The sequence below is a fragment of the Mycobacterium yunnanensis genome, from assembly GCF_025823185.1.
Classification (GTDB): domain Bacteria; phylum Actinomycetota; class Actinomycetes; order Mycobacteriales; family Mycobacteriaceae; genus Mycobacterium; species Mycobacterium yunnanensis.
The window spans coordinates 152,115-169,647 of record NZ_JACKVK010000005.1; the positions used below are offsets into that span (position 1 = coordinate 152,115).

At 66.7% G+C, this 17,533-nt stretch carries 14 protein-coding genes; 9 read left to right on the forward strand and 5 right to left on the reverse strand.

All coding sequences use genetic code 11. From position 1 onward, the window contains the following. Position 1: 1 nt before the first annotated feature. Together H7K45_RS07920 and H7K45_RS07925 are read left to right on the forward strand one after the other, a co-directional pair. Entirely contained in the window at positions 2 to 2,884 is a 2,883-nt protein-coding gene (locus H7K45_RS07920) for an aminotransferase (protein ID WP_263995642.1), read from the forward strand. 87 nt (positions 2,885 to 2,971) lie between these two features. After that, entirely contained in the window at positions 2,972 to 4,225 is a 1,254-nt protein-coding gene (locus H7K45_RS07925; protein WP_263995643.1) for an SLC13 family permease, read from the forward strand. A gap of 38 nt (positions 4,226 to 4,263) precedes the next feature. On the opposite strand, the gene H7K45_RS07930 is transcribed toward H7K45_RS07925, so the two are convergent. After that, entirely contained in the window at positions 4,264 to 4,524 is a 261-nt protein-coding gene (locus tag H7K45_RS07930; RefSeq protein ID WP_263995240.1) for a LapA family protein, read from the reverse strand. 163 nt (positions 4,525 to 4,687) lie between these two features. Between H7K45_RS07930 and H7K45_RS07935 the strand changes: the two genes are divergently transcribed. Continuing rightward, positions 4,688 to 5,020 carry a hypothetical protein gene (locus H7K45_RS07935; RefSeq protein ID WP_263995241.1) on the forward strand — a complete coding sequence of 111 codons (333 nt, stop codon included), beginning with the start codon at positions 4,688 to 4,690 and terminating at the stop codon, positions 5,018 to 5,020. Between the two features lie 4 nt (positions 5,021 to 5,024). Here H7K45_RS07935 and H7K45_RS07940 read toward each other — a convergent pair whose 3' ends face one another. Next, positions 5,025 to 5,576: a hypothetical protein gene (locus tag H7K45_RS07940; RefSeq protein WP_263995242.1), complete on the reverse strand. Its 552-nt coding sequence runs from the start codon at positions 5,574 to 5,576 to the stop codon at positions 5,025 to 5,027. A 352-nt stretch (positions 5,577 to 5,928) separates the two neighbouring features. Here H7K45_RS07940 and H7K45_RS07945 point away from each other — a divergent pair, with 352 nt between their 5' ends. Beyond that, entirely contained in the window at positions 5,929 to 6,525 is a 597-nt protein-coding gene (locus H7K45_RS07945; protein WP_263995243.1) for an RNA polymerase sigma factor, read from the forward strand. A 9-nt stretch (positions 6,526 to 6,534) separates the two neighbouring features. On the opposite strand, the gene H7K45_RS07950 is transcribed toward H7K45_RS07945, so the two are convergent. Next, on the reverse strand, positions 6,535 to 7,143 hold the full coding sequence (locus H7K45_RS07950; RefSeq protein ID WP_263995244.1) for a class I SAM-dependent methyltransferase: 609 nt from the start codon (positions 7,141 to 7,143) through the stop codon (positions 6,535 to 6,537). A 143-nt stretch (positions 7,144 to 7,286) separates the two neighbouring features. Here H7K45_RS07950 and H7K45_RS07955 point away from each other — a divergent pair, with 143 nt between their 5' ends. From H7K45_RS07955 to H7K45_RS07970, 4 genes are all read left to right on the forward strand, one after another. After that, positions 7,287 to 9,914: an ATP-binding cassette domain-containing protein gene (locus tag H7K45_RS07955; protein ID WP_263995245.1), complete on the forward strand. Its 2,628-nt coding sequence runs from the start codon at positions 7,287 to 7,289 to the stop codon at positions 9,912 to 9,914. Next, entirely contained in the window at positions 9,914 to 10,915 is a 1,002-nt protein-coding gene (locus H7K45_RS07960) for an ABC transporter permease (protein WP_263995246.1), read from the forward strand. Before H7K45_RS07955 ends, H7K45_RS07960 begins: the two co-directional genes overlap by 1 nt. A 76-nt stretch (positions 10,916 to 10,991) precedes the next feature. Continuing rightward, complete coding sequence (locus H7K45_RS07965; protein ID WP_263995247.1) at positions 10,992 to 12,035, forward strand: substrate-binding domain-containing protein; 1,044 nt, start codon at positions 10,992 to 10,994, stop codon at positions 12,033 to 12,035. Positions 12,036 to 12,128: 93 nt separating this feature from the next. Then, positions 12,129 to 13,127 carry a LacI family DNA-binding transcriptional regulator gene (locus tag H7K45_RS07970; protein ID WP_263995644.1) on the forward strand — a complete coding sequence of 333 codons (999 nt, stop codon included), beginning with the start codon at positions 12,129 to 12,131 and terminating at the stop codon, positions 13,125 to 13,127. Here the strand turns inward: H7K45_RS07970 and H7K45_RS07975 are convergent. Further along, complete coding sequence (locus tag H7K45_RS07975) at positions 13,124 to 13,600, reverse strand: Lrp/AsnC family transcriptional regulator (RefSeq protein WP_263995248.1); 477 nt, start codon at positions 13,598 to 13,600, stop codon at positions 13,124 to 13,126. The genes H7K45_RS07970 and H7K45_RS07975 overlap by 4 nt on opposite strands. 140 nt (positions 13,601 to 13,740) lie before the next feature. On the opposite strand from H7K45_RS07975, the gene H7K45_RS07980 reads away from it, so the two are divergent. Next, on the forward strand, positions 13,741 to 16,071 hold the full coding sequence (locus tag H7K45_RS07980) for a thiamine pyrophosphate-binding protein (protein WP_263995249.1): 2,331 nt from the start codon (positions 13,741 to 13,743) through the stop codon (positions 16,069 to 16,071). On the opposite strand, the gene H7K45_RS07985 is transcribed toward H7K45_RS07980, so the two are convergent. Beyond that, on the reverse strand, positions 16,068 to 17,504 hold the full coding sequence (locus H7K45_RS07985) for a purine-cytosine permease family protein (RefSeq protein WP_263995250.1): 1,437 nt from the start codon (positions 17,502 to 17,504) through the stop codon (positions 16,068 to 16,070). The genes H7K45_RS07980 and H7K45_RS07985 overlap by 4 nt on opposite strands. Between the last annotated feature and the right edge of the window lie 29 nt (positions 17,505 to 17,533).

A 17,533-nucleotide genomic window follows, 5' to 3' on the forward strand; every position in this document is an offset into this window, starting at 1 on the left:
GATGTCCGCCGACCTCTTCGACTTCTTCACTCACCACGAATTGCCCACGCCGACAGTCGGCATCGACGAAGCCCGTCGGCTGATGTCGGAGAACTTCGGATTTGGTTGCGAGATAGCGGAGTTGGGCAGTCAGCAAGACCAAAACTTCATGGTGTCCGACGGTGAGGGTGCCGCGCCGATCGGCATCCTGAAACTGAGCAACCCGGCGTTCACTGAGGCCGAGATCGATCTGCAAGACCTGGCCGCCCAAACCGTCGCCGACCGCGAACCCACGCTGCGGATTCCCCGTGTGGTGGTGGGGCCGCGCGGCCCCATGTCGGGGTGGTGGGACACCACGCAGGGCCGCATCCATGCCCGGGTGATCGCCTACGTCTCCGGCTCGACGCTGATGGGGTCTCGGCATCTGTCGCCCCGCACGGTGGCGCGGATGGGCGAGCTCGCAGCCAAGGTGAGCCTGGCGTTGCGCGACGTCCGTCATCCCGCGACGGCGCGGGTGTTGCAGTGGGATCTGCGCCATGCCGACCGCGTCATCGCCACCCTACTTCCCGACGAACCCGACCCCGAGATGCGTCGACTCGTCTCCGCCGCCACCGACGCGGCGCGCAGCCGCCTCGACGCGGTCTCGGCCCGACTGCCCCAGCAGGTCGGACACTTCGACCTCACCGACGACAACGTCATCGCACCGTCGACGCCGGCGGCCCTGCCGGATGCCGTCATCGACTTCGGCGACGTCGCCGAGTCGTGGGCCGTCGGCGAAATCGCCGTCACCGTCTCGTCTCTGCTGCACCACGACGGTCTCACGCCGGCGGACGCCCTGCCCGCCATCCGCGCCTTCCACCAGGCTCGGCCGCTCAGTGACGACGAGGTCGAGGCGCTGTGGCCGCTGGTCGTCCTGCGGGGAGTGGTGCTGGTGCTCAGCGGCCGTCACCAAGTCAGGCTGGATGCCCAGAACGGTTACGCCGACGCCGCCCTCGATCGGGAGTTGCGGATCCTCCAGCAGGCGGTGTCGGTGCCACTGACCGTACTGGGCGAATTCACCCGTCGTGCAGTGGGTTTGGCACCACGGTCGCGACCGGCGTGGAATGGGGTTCCCTTCATCGGTGGACTATCCGATGCCGTGGTGATCGACGCCGGTACGACCTCACCGCTCAACGACGAGGGTCGCTGGCTCGACCCGAACGCGCTCGACGCCGCGGCACTGGCTGCTCTCGACACCGGCGCGCAGGCAGCGATTGCCCCCGCGTGGAGGCCACGGCTAACCGGCGCTGCCCTCCGCACTCCCGAGGTGCCGGCGACCGTCCCCACCGCGTTGACCGTATGGCTGACGGCACCGGTCACCGTCGACGTGCCCTCGGGCGGACGCCTCGTGGCGACGGCGCACGGATTCACCGTCGCCTCCGGTGAGCACGAATTGCGCTTTCACACAGCTGGATCCGAACCGGGTGTGGTGCCGGCCCGTACCCCGGTCGACGTGCAACTCGTCGTCGCGGGGACCGACGAGGTTCCGCTGCGCGTGGACCCGCGATACACAACCGGCTGGCAGATTCTCGCCGGCGATCCCGGACCAGCGCTCGGCCTGCCGGCGACTGCGCTCGACGCCGATGACGACGACACCCTCGCTCTTCGCGAGCGAGTCCTCGCAGAAGTTCAGGAGCACTACTACGCCGACCCGCCCCGCATCGAACGGGGCTGGCGTGAGTTCCTGGCCGACCTCGACGGCCGGGTCTACCTCGACATGGTCAACAACGTGGCCTCGGTCGGGCATGCCCATCCGACGATCGTCGAGGCCGCGAACCGGCAGATGCATCTGCTGAACACCAACTCGCGCTTCAACTATCGCGTGATCGCCGACTTCGCCGAGCGCGTCGCCGCGACGTTACCCGACGGCTTGGACACCGTCTTCTTCGTCAACTCCGGTTCCGAGGCAACCGATTTGGCCATCCGGATCGCGATGGCGGCCACTGGCCGGACCGACATCGTGGCCATGCGGGAGGCGTACCACGGCTGGACGTTCGCCAGCGACGCCGTGTCGACGTCGATCGCCGACAACCCCAATGCGCTGTCCACCAGGCCAGCCTGGGTGCACACGGTCGACGCGGCGAACTCCTACCGCGGCGTCCATCGCGGACCCGACGCCGTCGAGTACGCGCCAGAGGCGGTACGGGTGATCGACGACCTGGCCGCGGCGGGGACGCCCCTGGCGGGCTTCATCTGCGAGTCGTTCTTCGGCAACGCCGGTGGCGTCGCCCTTCCCGACGGTTACCTGAACCAGGTCTACGCCGCGGTGCGACGCCACGGCGGCCTGGCGATCGCCGACGAGGTGCAGGTCGGTTATGGCCGCCTGGGCGAGTGGTTTTGGGGCTTCCAGCAGCAGGACGCCGTGCCCGACGTGGTGGCTGTCGCCAAATCCGTTGGCGCCGGACAGCCCATCGGCATCGTCGTCACCCGTCGCGACATCGCCGACAGGTACCGCACCGAGGGTTACTTCTTCTCCTCCACCGGGGGCTCGCCGGTGTCATCCGCGATCGGCCTCGCCGTCCTCGACGTCATCGAGCGAGAAGGCTTGCAGGAGAACGCCCGGGTCACGGGTGCGCACCTGAAGGCGCGCCTGCTGGGGCTGGCCGACGCCCACCCCATCGTCGGCACCGTGCACGGCTCCGGTCTCTATCTCGGCTTGGAGTTCGTCCGCGACCGGGTGACCCTGGAGCCCGCCACCGAGGAGACCGCCGCCATCTGCGATCGCCTGCTGACACTGGGTGTCGTCATGCAGCCCACCGGCGACTTCCTCAACGTGCTCAAGATCAAACCACCGCTGGTGGTGACACGAGAATCCGTCGACTACTTCGTCGACGCCCTCGACCGGGTGTTGACGACGGGTTGGTGAGCGCGTCGAGATCTCGCACCTGAGAGGTCGCTGGACGTTCGGTGACGACGGGCCTCGCGGGCCCTGGCATCCGATAGCGTGACCACGGTGACCCTGGCCCAAGGGGTGGCGATCGCGCTCCTGGTCGTCGTCCTCGTCCTCGCCGTGGGGCGGCGGATGAACATCGGCGCCTTGGCTCTTGGGGCTGCGCTTCCGGTTCTCGCGTTGTCGGGCCTGCCTGCCAAGTCCATGTACAGCGCGTTTCCCGGTGATCTGTTCGTCCTCATCGCCGGGGTGTCGTTGCTCTTCGCCCACCTCGACCGCAGCGGCGCACTGGGCTGGTTCGTCGACCGGGTGTACCGGGCCGTCGGCGATCGGCGTCTCCTGTTGCCGTGGGCTGGATTCGTCATCGCCACTGCACTTTCTAGCGCCGGCGCGTTCTCCACGGCCGTGATCGCGTTCCTGGTGCCGATGGTCGCTCAGGTCAGCACGCGCTATCGCGGCACGTTTCTGATGTCGGAATTGGCTGTCGTCATCGGGGCCAACACCGCCGGGTTGTCGCCGCTGAATCCGACCGGCGCCGTCGTGCGGGCCGCAGCCACGAAGGCCGGCGTCACCTACCCAGGGTGGGGGCTGTGGGCGGTTTCCGTCGCCGTGGCCGTCGCGGTGGTCGCCGTACTGCAGTTCTTGGCGGCGATGGCGGTGCGTCGGGGTCGGGGTAGCCACATCGAGCCGATCCCCGGCGAACCGCGAGACGACGACACCCGCCCAAGTGCTGCGTACATGGTGTGCTCAGGCGCAGGCCTGGTCGGGTTCGTGGTGCTCGTCGTGGGCTTCAAGACCGACGTGGGCGTGACCGCCATGTGCTTGGCCGTGCTGCAGCAGGTTGCCTTCCGCCCCGATGAACGGACCCTGCTGACCAGGATCCCGTGGAACTCCATCCTGCTGCTGTGCGGGCTGTTGACCTATCTGGGACTGCTCCAGCAGATCGGAACGATGGATTCGATTGGTCGCCTGCTGAGCCACTTGGGAACCGGCGCCTTGCTGATGCTGGTCCTCGCCTACCTCACGGCGCTGCTGTGCAACATCGAGAGTTCCACCCTCGGCGTGCTCGGTCTGATGATGCCCATCGCATTCGGCGCCTTCGGTCACACCGAGGTCGTGTTCTGGGTCGCAGCGGCGGTATGCGTTCCCGCTGCCCTCATGGTCATGAATCCCATCCACGTGGCGGGCACCTTGATCATCGGCAACAGCGCTGTGCAGTATCAGGATTCGCTGTTCCGCCGGCTGTTGGCGTTGGCAGGTGCACTGGCCCTGGTGGTCCCGGGTCTGCTGGCACTCGTGCCGATCACCCTGCAATGACGGGCTGATGCGGGGTGACCGGCAGCGTGTGCACGTACTTACTTGACGGCCCGGCGCAGCCGGATCGCGCCACCGACGATCATCGTGATGATGCCTCCGACGACGGCCGCGCCGAGCAACGAGACCCCTTGTGCCAGATCGAAGTTCCACCCGATGAAGTTGATCTTCGTGTGGACGGTGTTTTGCAGGACGAAGATCACCAGGATCACGCTCAGGACGAGCGCGACGACGAGCGACGCCTTCGCCGCGACGCCTCCGGAGCGACGGGCCGGGGTACGGTTGGAGGTAGAGGTGGTCACGAGCGTTCTCCCTGAGTCAGTGTCACCGTTGGTGACTGGTACCCGTGTAGTCGGCGACCACTTCCACATCCGAATGCCACCGGCGGGTGTTCTGTTTCACATGGAGTTCGGGTTTGAGCGCCGACGACGAGTGCGGCCACGACTTGACGGGTAGACCGCACCGGTGGACGACCGCGACGCCGTGAAGCGGCGATATCGACACCTCGTGCAGGAAGACCTCCCCCGGCTAGGCAGGGCCGGGGCATGGGTCGTCACCCAGAACCACTGCTTCGGACGGATCTTGCTCGACCACGCCGTGGGCCGGTGCTGGTACGAGGTGCTCGACCGACGCAAGGGGCCGGCATTCGACCAACTCGACGACGACCAACTGGCCTACGCCGTGGAGCTGGCCGAACGCGTGGTGCGCGAGGGCGATCCGCTGCTGCGACGTCTCAACGACCAGAGCCTGCGGTGGCGGGGAAAGTCGCGGCGGACCGGAGCCGGAACCGGCGGGTGATCCGTCAGTTCGTCGTCGCCTCCGCTGCGTGGCGGGCGATGCTCCGCGCGTACAGCGGCGTCTCGACTCGGCAGTGCCGCTCCGATGCCTCCTGCCGCGCGGCCGCCGCATCCTCGAACGTTTGGCCCTGGGAGGCGACGAAGTCGAGGAAGTCCTCGGTTGGGTGGGAGGTGACGGTGTTGGTGTACCGGCAAGAGTCGCCGTCGAGCCGCTCCATCCGCAACTCCCAAATGACCTGTGTCGTAGTCCATCCCGACGGCGTCAACACGTCGGACAGCGAGACCATCTTGCAGTAGTCCCGCTCGGCGGTCTCGAACCGATACTGCTGAACCACCAGACCAGTGCCAATCATCTCGACGTTGATCGACATGGGGGTTCCGTCGTCGTCCACCGTGTACCCCGCAGCCTTGTGATCCCCTGGTGCACAACGCTGATACTCGTGGGTGGGAAGCGTCCTCAGCCACTCCGCGACGTCGACGTGGTCGAACGGTGCGGTGACGTCGGCGGTGATGCGGGCGTGGGAAAGGATCAAATCGGTACGGACGGTCGGGCTCACGGCGGTCTCCTGAAGCTGTGCGGGCGATTGCCTCGGCGGTGGGCGATCCGCCGCAGAAAACAGCCTGCGCCGTCGTGCGACGGCCGACAATGAAGCTCGCGTGACCTCATCGGTACGGCTACCACCCATTCCAATGAATCTCGCCACGCTCGTCGGTCGTCTCGCCACAGCTGATTGGCAGGAATTCTCTTGCCTCAGCTAATGACCCAAACGAACGAATACGCCGTTTACGTCAATTGATCGGTGATGTTTAGCTGCTGAGCAAACCGGGCAAATTGTGGCCGACAAACGCATGACAGCGACGGACGGCCCTCGATCGACGGCGGCGTTGGCGATCAAGGGAAGCGCGACGATGACCACTTTGATGGATGCCCCACCCGATGTCGCCGATGCGACGGTGCCGTCGATGCTGGACGACTGCGCACTCGTGGACGCCGGCGCACTCGGCGACCTCGACGCGTTCGAGACGCTGGTGCTCCGTCACGGCCCAGCCCTGCACCGATACGCCCGACGCATGCTGCGCGACGCAGGTGACGTGGAGGACGTCGTGCAAGACACCTTCGTCGCAGCATGGCGCCAACTCGGCTCCTTTCGAGGCGAGTCGTCCGTGCAAACGTGGTTCTTCGCGATCTGTTCACGCAAGATCGTCGACGCCCACAGGTTCAAGCGGGCCCAGCCAGTCGACGACGGGTTCTTGGAATCACTGACTCCGTCCGCGCGCTGCGAAGATCCCTTCCTCTCGGCGTCCAACGCACACTTCATGTCTGCGCTGGAAGCGGCTCTCGACGACCTTCCCTCACGTCAGCGGGCGACGTGGGTGTTGCGGGAGATCGAGGCGATGTCGTTCGTCGACATCGGGGCCGTCCTGACGTTGAGTCCCGATTGCGCCCGTGGTCATCATCGACGTGCGCGGGCGACGCTCAGCGAGCGACTGACGAGGTGGCAGTGACGCGCGAGCCTACGGTTTGACCCAGCGCCACTGGCGAGTGGAGCACTCGACGGCGTCGGGCACTCGATCCCGCACTGCGGCAACGACTCCCGGCCACCACTGCTCGTCGTAGTCGTCCCCCGACAGCCAGCCCCCCGGGGCCACCTTGGGCAGCCAGCCGTCGATGTCGGCGACGACGCTGTCGTATTCGTGTCTCGCGTCGAGGTGGACCCAGGCCAGCGACTCGTCGGCGAAGAGCGCAGCCGCCGCCGGGGACGGACTCACCACGAGATGCACCCGGTCGGCGACACCGCATGCGATGACGTTGCGGTGCAACTGGCCGGCGAACGTACCACCGCCGTCGGCGACCGCGGCGGCGTGCGAGTCCTTGTCCGCAGTGCCCTCGCGCCCGCTGCCGCGGCAGTAGTCGACGCCCACGATCGTGAACTTGCGCTTGGAAGAAGACACGACTTCGGCCATCGAGCACAGGCTCCGGCCCAGGTATGACCCGACCTCGACGAATGTGCTGCCCTCGGGGAAGGTCGCCACGGCCTCCTCCTGGAGGTCGCGCCAACCAAACCAGCCGTGGATACGCGTCCAGTGCATCGGTTCGACGAGGTCGTCGGCAGGTGACGTCACGGCTCAGATCCTCCCCCGGGTGTGGATTCCGGCGAACATCGCCGGGTTAAACCCTCAGAAAAACGTTTGCGTAAACGTTTTTGTGTGAAATAGTGTGGCGCAGAGCACACTGGCAGCGTCAACGTCGACCTCGAGGATGGGCAGTGACCGGGAGCGTCAAACCGCACGACGAACACGGGACGCCCGACGTTCTGGGCGACGCCCATCCGGTGATGGCCGAACTCGTAGGCGCCTCGAAGAGATTCGACGCGATCTACGCCGTGCGCGACGTGACGCTGCAGATCCGGGCCGGCGAGGTGCTGGCGCTGGTGGGAGAGAACGGCGCCGGCAAGAGCACCTGCGTGAAGATGCTCGGCGGCGTGTACCACCCCACCGACGGCGTCGTCCGCGTCGGCGGCGAGGACGTCACACTGCGCACCCCGCTCGACGCTCAGGAACTCGGCATCGCCGTGGTGCACCAACATCCCGGCCTGTTCCCCGACTTGCCCATCTACGAGAACGTGTACGCCGGTCGGCCGCTAACCAGCCGGTTCGGGCTTCTCGACCACGCCAAGATGAGCGACGAGGCCCGCCGGTGGCTGGAGACGCTCGGCCTCCGAGTGGACCCGGACATGTCGGCCGGTCTGCTCAGCACCTCCGAGCAGCAGCTGGTGGAGATCGCCAAGGCGTTGGCCTTCGACGCGCGGATCCTCATCCTCGACGAGCCCACCGCGTCGCTGACCATCGGCGAAACCGAACGGCTCTTCTCGGTCATCGAAGATCTCAAGGCCCGAGGGGTGGCCATGCTCTTCGTCGGACACCGGCTCGAAGAGATCATGGCCGTGTCCGACCGGGTCACCGTCATGCGCGACGGTCGCTGGGTCGCCGACCTCGTCACCGCCAACACCGACCAGCACCACATCGTCGAGCTGATGGTCGGCCGCGAGCTGACCGACATCTACCCCGAACGGGTTGCCGCCATCGGCGAGGTCGTGCTGCGCCTCCGCGAGCTCGGAGTCGGCGGCTACGTCTCCGACGTCAGCCTGAACGTGCGCGCCGGCGAGGTCGTGGGGCTGGCCGGTCTCGTCGGGGCCGGCCGCACCGAGGTGGCCCGCGCCGTCTTCGGCATCGACCGCCCCACGCAGGGTCAGATCGAACTCGACGGGCAGCCGATACGCATCACCTCACCGGCGTCGGCCTTGGCACGCGGCATCGCCTACGCGTCAGAGGACCGGCGGGGGCAGAGCATCGTCGAAGACTTCTCCATCCTCGACAACGCCACGCTCCCCGTGGTCGACCAGGCGTCTCGCTTCGGTCTGATCCGGCGGCGCGCCGAGTTCGCCTTGGTGGACGGCCCACTGCAACGGATGCGCTTGAAGTTCGCCAGCTACGCGCAACCCATCGGCAATCTCTCCGGCGGCAATCAGCAGAAGGTCGTGCTGGCCAAGTGGTTGGCGACCAATCCCCGACTCCTGATCCTCGACGAGCCCACCCAGGGCGTCGACATTCAGGCCAAGTCCGAGGTGCACCACATCATCGCGGAGCTGGCCCAGCAGGGACTGGCCATCCTGATGATCTCCTCCGACATGCCCGAACTCCTCGGAACGTGTGACCGCATCTACGTCATGCACCAGGGCCGGATCACCGCGGAGTTCGACGCCGAACGCGCCAACCAGATCGACATCGGCTTGGCCGCAACCGGATTGCTGACCTCCGACGCCAAGATCGGCACCACCTCCGAACGCGACCTCGAGATCCTGAGGTCCAAGGAGGAGGAGAAGAAGGCCGAGGTGGTCAGCGTCAGCCGCGGCGATCGACCGGCGTGGCGAAAGGTGTTCGCTCGTCGCGAGTTCGGGCTGCTGCTCGCCATGATCGCCGTTCTGTTTCCGCTGGGCATCATGAACCCCGACCTGTTGGGCGCCTCCAATCTGGGCAACCTCGCGGTGACCACCGCGCTCATCGGGGTGGCGTGCCTTGGCCAGATGGTGGTGATGCTGACCCGAAACATCGACCTCTCCCTCGGATCGGTGATCGGGCTGTCGGCCTACGCGTCGGCGTGGGCGATGAGCGATCTACCGAACGTACCGGCGGTGGTCGGCATCGCCATCGCCGTCGGCGTCGGTGTCGTGTGCGGCGCCGTCAACGGGGTCATCGTCGCCTACGGCCGCGTCCCCTCCATCGTGGTCACCCTCGGCACCCTGGCGATCTTCCGCGGCGTCGACGCCATCCTCTCGAGTGGGCGCCAGATCTCCTCGGGCATGGTGCCGCGCGGCTGGCTCGACTGGACGGCGGGCCGCTTCCTCGGCATCTCGATGCTGGTGTGGATCGGTCTGGCGCTCTTCGTCGTCTTCGCCGTGTTCCTGCGGACCACCCGATTCGGCCGCGACATCTACGCCACCGGTTCCAACCCGGCCGGCGCCGACCTCATCGGCATCCGCACCCGGGCCCTCACCTTCGCCGCGTTCGTCATCTCGGGCACCCTGGCCGGATTCGCCGGCGCCATGTGGGCATCCCACTTCGCGACCGTCGACGGCCAGCTCGCCTACGGGTTGGAGCTCACGCTGGTCGCCTCGGTCGTGGTCGGCGGGGTGTCCCTGCGGGGCGGTGCGGGAACCGTGCTCGGGGTGCTGCTCGGCACCATCACTCTGATCATCATTCAGAACGCGATCACCGTCGCCCGCATCAATCCGTCCTATCTGCAGGCCTTCTTCGGCGGCGCCATCCTGCTCACCGTGCTGGTCGACACACTGCTCTCCCGACGCAGCACCCGGCTCACCCGAGGGGCGCGCTGATGCTCGACGCCGTGATGTCCAAGTTCAAGACGTGGGAATTCGTGCTGCTCGTCCTAGTGGTGACGATGCTGGTCGCAGCGGCGGCACTCGTGCCGGGCTTCACCCGGCCGTTCAGCATCTCCACCGGGGTGGCCACCTTCGCCCCGGCCGCACTGATGGCCCTGCCGCTGGCCCTGCTGGTGATCGTCCGCGACATCGACATATCCGTGGCCAGCATCGCCGGTCTGTCCTCGGTCGCGGCGGGACTCGCCATCCAGGCGGGCCTACCGGTCTGGGCCGTGGTGGCGTTCGCCTTGGTCACCGGCCTGCTGTGCGGCGCGGTCAACGGCTTCTTCGTCGCGGTGCTGGGACTGCCTGCCCTGCTGGTGACCCTTGGCACCCTGGCCCTGTTTCGCGGGCTGTGCTACGTGCTGCTGGGCGGTACGCCGATCTCGCCGCTTCCCGACTTCTTCACCGCGCTCGGAACCGACAACATCCCCGGACTCGTCATCCCCTGGGCGATCGTGCCGTTCGCCGTCCTCGCGGTGGTGTTCGGCGTCGTGCTGCACCGCTCCACGGTGGGCAGACGCATCTACGCCATCGGCGGCAATCCGGAAACCGCGCGCTACAGCGGAATTCACGTGGCCCGCATCCGATTCCTGCTGTTCGTCGTCTCCGGTGTCGTCTCGGCCCTGGCCGGAATGATCAACATGGGCATCACCAGCCAAGTCGCCCCGGACGGCGCTCTTGGGCTGGAACTCGACGTCATCACCGTCGTCTTCCTCGCAGGGGTGAGCGTGCTCGGCGGCAAGGGCCGCATCACCGGTGTCGTACTGGCCAGCATCCTCATCCTCGCGTTGCGAAAGTCGTTGCAGTTGTTGAACGTCAGCGGATACACCCAGGGGATCGCCGTCGGCGGCGTGCTGATCGCCTCACTGCTGGTCACCAACCTCTCACGGCAGTACTTCGAGTCCCGGCGTGAGCGGCGCCCCGACCCGACCGTCGACGCCGTCCATGCCTGACCCGCGGCACCGCTCCCCAACCATCCCGCAGTCGCCACGACCGGTGACTGCCAGCCCGACCATGAAGGGAACTCGCATGAAGAAATCGGTCACCACGGTGGCGATCGGAGCAGCAGCTCTGATGGCCTTGCAGCTCAGCGGTTGTGCCTCGTCCACCGACTCGAACAGCGCCTCCGGTGCGGACTCGGGCAACTGCGTGTCCGGACCCATCAAGATCGGCCTGATTCCCAAGCTGGGCACCGATCCCTACATGGTCACGGTCAAGAACGCGGTGGAGGCCGCTGCGGCCAAGGACGGGTCGACGGTGATCTACACCTCGCCAAGCGATGCGACCGGCGCTGCGCAGATTCCCTTCGTCAATCAGCTGATCTCCCAGGGCGTCAACGTCATCGCGATCTCCGGCAGTGATCTCAACAGCACATCGGCGGCGCTGGCCAAGGCCAAACAGGCTGGCATCAAGGTCATTTCGTGGGATTCCGATGTCGCGCCCGAATCCCGCGGGTTCTTCCTCAACCAGGCCGACACCGCGCTGATCGGCGACCAGATGCTGACCTCGCTGTTCAACATGATCGGCGGTGAAGGCGAGTTCGCCATCCTGTCCTCCACTCAGACCGCGGTCAACCAGAACGCGTGGATCGCCAGCATCAAGGACAAGCTGGCGAAGGACCCCAAGTACGCCAAGATGAAGCTCGTCACGGTGGCCTACGGCGAGGAGAAGGCCGACGTCAACGCCCAGAAGGCCCAGGAGCTGGTGCAGGCCTACCCGCAGTTGAAGGGCATCATCGTGCCCGCCGGCATCGGCCTGCCCGCCGCGGCCGAGGCGTTGTCCCAGAGCGGTGACCTCGGCCGGATCAAGCTCTCCGGCCTAGGGCCGGTGACGTTGGTCAACCAGTACATCAAGACCGGCAACGTCCAGGACGTGTGGTGGAACGTGCAGAACCTGGGGACGTTGACGTTCGCGACAGCCCAGCAGTACGCCCAGTGCAAGATCGAGCCGAAGCAGGGAACCTCGTACGACGTCGACGGACTCGGTAAGTTCACCGTCGGGGAGAACGGCACCGTGCTGTTGGGCCAGCCCACCATCGTGACCCCCGAGAACGAGAAGGACTTCCCGTTCTGAGTCGTCGAGCCGAGGGTCGGGACGACCGACCCTCGGCGTCGGCCCTCGCGTAGAGGGCTCCGAACCGGATTGGAGTAGGGCCCGCTGTCCACCATCAAAGACGTCGCGCGACAGGCCGGGGTGTCGGTTGCGACGGTGTCTCATGTGCTGAACGGCACGCGGTTCGTCAGCGACCCGACTCGCGAACGCGTCGAACGGGCGGTCGCCGCCTTGGATTACGTCGGCAACCCGATGGCCAAGTCGTTGCGCACCGGACGCACCCAGACCTTCGGGCTGGTGATGTCCGCGCTGATGAACCCCTACTTCAACGACGTCGTCACCTCGATCGAGAAGTCGACGGTGGCACACGGATACACCCTGTTGCTGGCCGACCACCGGGACGAAGCCGACCTGGAGTTCCGTGCGGTGTCCAACCTGTGCCAACGCAAGGTCGACGGGCTGCTGCTGCAACCGTCGGGCGATCCCAGCCGATCACTGAAACTGCTCGAGAGTCAGCACGTGCCAACGGTATTCGTCGACCGTTTCGACCAAGGGCATGGCGTCGACGGCTACGACTTCGTGGGAACCGAGAACGTCGAGGCCACGAAGACGGTGGTGCGCCACCTGGTCGACCACGGCCATCGGCGCATCGGCATGGTGTGCGGGCAGGCGGGCAGCTCGACCACCGACGAGCGGATCGCGGGCTACCGGCTGGCGCTGGCCGAGGCGGGTCTCGACGTCGACCCCACGTTGATCCAGCCGGGGTTCTCCGACGAGACCCTGGCGCAGACGGCCACCAACGCGCTGCTGGCCCTCTCCGACCCGCCGACCGCGCTGTTCTCGGGCAACAACCGGATGACGATTGGGATCATGCGGGCCTTGCAGGCCAAGGGCATAGTCCCTCCGGAGAGGATCGCCCTCGGCGTCTTCGACGACTTCCCCTGGGCGGACCTGTTCAGCCCCCGGTTGACCTGTGCCTCACAGCAATCCGATCAGATCGGGACGACCAGCGTGGCGCTGCTGCTCCGTCGGATCGCCGAACCGGATCGGGCACACGAAGCAGTCCGGTTCCCGACCCGGTTCACACGTCGCAATTCCTGCGGTTGCCATTAGGGGTCTGCGACGTCGAGCAATTGGTTCAACCGATGGTCCACCAGCTGTCGCATCACGAGCGAGGTGTTGGTGTGCCGTACCCCGGGGACGTCAAGGATTTGTCCCGCCACGCGGTAGAGATCGTCGGCGTCGCGGGCGACCACCTGGATCAGCAGGTCAGCACCGCCACTGAGCCCGAGCACTTCGACGACTTCCGGTATGCCGGCCAAGGCCGCCGACACCTGGGCGAGCAGGCGCTGTTTGACACGCGCACGGACGAAGGCACGCATCGGAAAGCCCAGGAAGCTGGGCTCGATGCGACGATCGAAGGGCAACAACACCCCACCCTGGTCCCATTTGTCGAGACGAGCCTGCACCGTGTTGCGGGATATTCCGGCCCGCTCGGCCAAGGCGATTGCCGACAGCCGTGGGCTGCGGGCGAGCGCGGAGAGCAACCGGGCGTCGATGCGATCCGCCCTCGCAGTAGTGGTCATTCTGCACCCCCGTACGGTCGTCGGTTCCGCGCCATCCGTGCATTATGCACATCATGGGCGCACGGCGTTGCGCGAACGTGCGCTTGATGATGGAGTCACTGAACATTCTGCACTGAACGACCTACGCGAGGTGTCATCTCATGCCCACCAACGGCCGCACGGCGGCGGCGCCGGCCGAGTTCGTCGGCGACGACCCCCTAGAGCAGATCGCGGACCGCGTGCTCTGGTTGTCCACCGCGATCATCCACCACGCCAACAACGTTCGGCCGAACCCCAGCGGCATGAAGGTCGGAGGCCATCAGGCGTCGTGCGCGTCGATGGTGTCGATCATGACGTCGTTGTACTTCGAGCACCTCCGCGCCGGTGACCGAGTGTCGGTCAAACCGCATGCGTCACCGGTCCTGCACGCCGTCAACTACCTGCTCGGCTCGCTGGACGAGAAGTACCTGACCACCCTGCGCGAATACGGCGGACTGCAGAGCTACCCCAGTCGCACGAAGGACCCCGATCCCGTCGACTACTCCACCGGCTCGGTGGGCATCGGCGCGACGGCGCCGATCTGGGGTGCGGTCGCGCGCCGCTACGTCGACGCCGCGCTGGAATCGACGGGCGCCGGACGGCAGTACTCCTTGGTCGGCGATGCCGAACTCGACGAGGGCGCCGTCTGGGAGGCCATCCTCGACCCGACGGTCCACGACCTCGGCGAGGTGGTGTGGATCGTGGACATGAACCGGCAATCCCTTGACCGGGTGGTGCCCCACATCGCGGCGGGCCGGCTGGCGACGATGTTCGCCGCGGCCGGCTGGCAGGTCGTCGACGTCAAGTTCGGGGCGCTGCTGGCCAGTCTGTTCGAACGGCCCGGTGGCGAACATCTGCGGCAGCGCATCGTCGACATGCCGAACCCGGAATACCAACGGCTGCTGCGGTGTAACGCCGAGGAGCTTCGACACCGACTGCCTGGTTCGGGGCCCGGCGCAGCGGCAATCGAATTGCTCATCGGTCAACTCGACGACACCACGTTGATCCGCGCGACGGCCAACCTCGGCGGACACGACCTGACCGCACTGCGAGAGGCCTTCGCCTCCATCGACGACACCCGCCCCACCGTCATCATCGCCTACACCATCAAGGGGTGGCGACTGCCCACCCAGGGTCACCCGCAGAACCACTCGGCGCTGCTGACCGTGGACCAATTCGACCAGTGGGCAGGCACGTTGGGCTGCGATCCACTCGATCCCTGGGGTCGCTTCGAGCCCGGCAGCCCCGCCGGCCAGCTGTGCGACGCCGCCGCCGACCGGCTGACTCGATCGAACGCGTCGACGGTCGACCCGCCGCAAGTACCCGTGGAGATCGGCCGCGCCCCACAGGCCGTCACCACCACACAGGCCGCCCTGGGGCGCACCCTGCTCGACCTCACCCGCGAAGCGCCAGAGGTGGCGCGGCGGGTCGTCACCGTCAGCCCGGACGTCAGCTCGAGCACCAACTTGGCGGGCTGGCTCAACAAGGTCGGAGTGTGGTCGCCGTCGGAGCGGCGAAACTGGTTCGACGACGATCCCGAGACGATCATGCATTGGCGCGAGCGCCCAACCGGTCAGCACATGGAGCTCGGGATCGCCGAGACCAATCTCGTTGGCCTCATCGGTGAGCTGGGGGCGACCTGGAGTAAATGGGGTCAACCACTTCTGCCGATCGGGGTGCTCTACGACCCCTTCGTGGAACGTGCCCTGGAGCCATGGTCCTTCGGCATCTACGCCGGCGGGCAGTCGATCCTGGTGGGCACCCCGTCGGGAGTGACGCTGGCCGCCGAAGGTGGTGCGCACCAATCCATCAAGACGCCGTCGATCGGACTCGAACAGCCTGGCTGCGTCGCCTATGAACCGGCGTTCGCCACCGAAGTCGAGTGGATCCTCCTGCATTGCATGTCCCAACTGGGAAGGCCGAACGGGCGATCGGCCTATCTGCGACTGTCCACTCGGCCCGTCCACCAGGCGTTGGCAGACCTTCCATCCGATCCCGCGGCCCGCGAGCGGAGGCGGCGTCAGGTGGTCGCCGGGGCGTACACGCTGCGCCCGAAGGCGCGGCCCGCCGTGACGATCGTCGCGATGGGCGCGACGGTGACCGATGCGCTGCAGGCCGAGGCCCGACTCGCCGATCTGGGCGTGACCGCCGAGGTGGTGTGCGTCACCAGCGCCGGTCAGCTCTTCGAAGCCGTTCAGTCGCGTAACGGGCTGGGGTCGGCGTCCTCGTGGATACTCGACCAGGTGTTTCCGGCCGACCGCGCCGCACCCATGGTCACGGTTCTCGACGGCCACCCACACACGCTGGCGTTCCTGGCCACGGTCAACCGGGTGCCGTCGAGGTCCCTCGGCGTCACCTCGTTCGGCCAGGTCGGGGACCTCGAGGCGGTGCAGCGACTGCACGGCATCGACACCGACACCATCGTGCGGGCTGCACTCGACGCGTCGGCCTAGGCGGTGGCCTCAGCCGGCGCATGACCGTCGGGGTAGATCATCGTCGTCGGCGGATTGCTCGTACGCCGGGCCCAGGGGTAGTAGATCGCGGCCGTCACGACCAATCCCACGATCCAGGAGACGTCGGCGCCGCCGAGCATCTCGGTGACGGGCCCGGTGTAGAGGGTCTGGGCGAGGAACGGGATCTGAGCCACGACGCCAATCACGTAGCAGACCAGGGCCGTAACGTTCCAGCCACCGTATCGTCCATGCGGATCGTAGAGCGCCGGAACGTCGACCCGCTCCCGGGAGACGAGGTAGTAGTCAGTGAGGTTGATCGCGCTCCACGGCGTGAAGACCATCAGCAGCACGAGGACGAAGTTCTTGAAGTTGCTCAGGAAGTCCGCGCTGGCGCCAAGGGCAACGAGCACCGACACGGCGATGAACCCGACGATGTAGGCCGCGCGGGCCGTCGAGGAGGCTCGAGTCTTACCGTTGAACGCGGTCACCGTGGTCAGGATCGACATGAAACCGCCGTAGGCGTTCAGACAGTTGACCGTCAGCTTCCCCACCACGATCACCAAATAGATCAACAGCGCCACCAGCGTAGATTCGGCGAGCGAGCCAATGAACCCGACCTGGTCGTCGAGGAAGGCGTCTCCGGCGACGGCGGCAACCAGAGCGCCGAACGTCATCGACCACGACGACCCGATGACGCTGCCGGCCAACGTGCACCAGAAGGTGGCACGCCCGCTGGTGGTGCGTGGCAGATAGCGGGAGTAGTCCGCGACGTAGGGCCCGTAGGTCAATTGCCAGCCCGCGCCGAGGGAGATGGCGAGCAGGAACGTCGCGACGTCGAACGGCTTGACGCCAACGAACGATGCGACGTCGTAATCGGTGAACAGGCGAATCGCCAGGTAGGTGAACCCGACGATGCCGACGACGGAGGCCACTCTGCCGACCGCGTGAATCAGCCGGTATCCCGTCACCGCCACGACCGCGGTCAGGACGCCGAAGACGACGATGCCGACGGCGACGTCGTCGGAACCAAGGATGTGCCCGATGGCCTGACCACCGAGCACCGTGCCGGTCGCGGCGAAGCCCAGGTACATCAGGATGACGAGGACGAGCGGCACGACGGCACCGTAGATTCCGAATTGCGCACGGCTGGAGATCATTTGCGGCAGACCTAGCCGCGGGCCCTGGGCAGAGTGCAGCGCCATCACGATTCCACCCAGCACGTTGCCGATGAGCAAGCCGACGATCGCCCAGATGGCGTCCGCCCCGAACACCACTGCCAACGCCCCGTCGACGATGGCGGTGATCTGCATGTTGGCGCCGAACCAAAGGGTCAATTGGCTACGCGGAGTTCCGTGCCGCTCGTCGTCGGGCACGACCTCGATCGTGCGGCGCTCGATCGAGAGAGTGGAATCCGTTGTGGCGTCGCGATTCATGGACGGTCCTCGTTCCGTGACGGTCATCG

What these genes read in the sequence shown, in the direction of transcription:
- H7K45_RS07920 (WP_263995642.1), top strand. Translation starts at nt 2, where the DNA reads ATGTCCGCCGACCTCTTCGACTTCTTCACTCACCACGAATTGCCCACG.
- H7K45_RS07945 (WP_263995243.1), top strand. Translation starts at nt 5,929, where the DNA reads ATGACCACTTTGATGGATGCCCCACCCGATGTCGCCGATGCGACGGTG.
- H7K45_RS07960 (WP_263995246.1), top strand. Translation starts at nt 9,914, where the DNA reads ATGCTCGACGCCGTGATGTCCAAGTTCAAGACGTGGGAATTCGTGCTG.
- H7K45_RS07965 (WP_263995247.1), top strand. Translation starts at nt 10,992, where the DNA reads ATGAAGAAATCGGTCACCACGGTGGCGATCGGAGCAGCAGCTCTGATG.
- H7K45_RS07975 (WP_263995248.1), bottom strand. Translation starts at nt 13,600, where the DNA reads ATGACCACTACTGCGAGGGCGGATCGCATCGACGCCCGGTTGCTCTCC.
- H7K45_RS07980 (WP_263995249.1), top strand. Translation starts at nt 13,741, where the DNA reads ATGCCCACCAACGGCCGCACGGCGGCGGCGCCGGCCGAGTTCGTCGGC.
- H7K45_RS07985 (WP_263995250.1), bottom strand. Translation starts at nt 17,504, where the DNA reads ATGAATCGCGACGCCACAACGGATTCCACTCTCTCGATCGAGCGCCGC.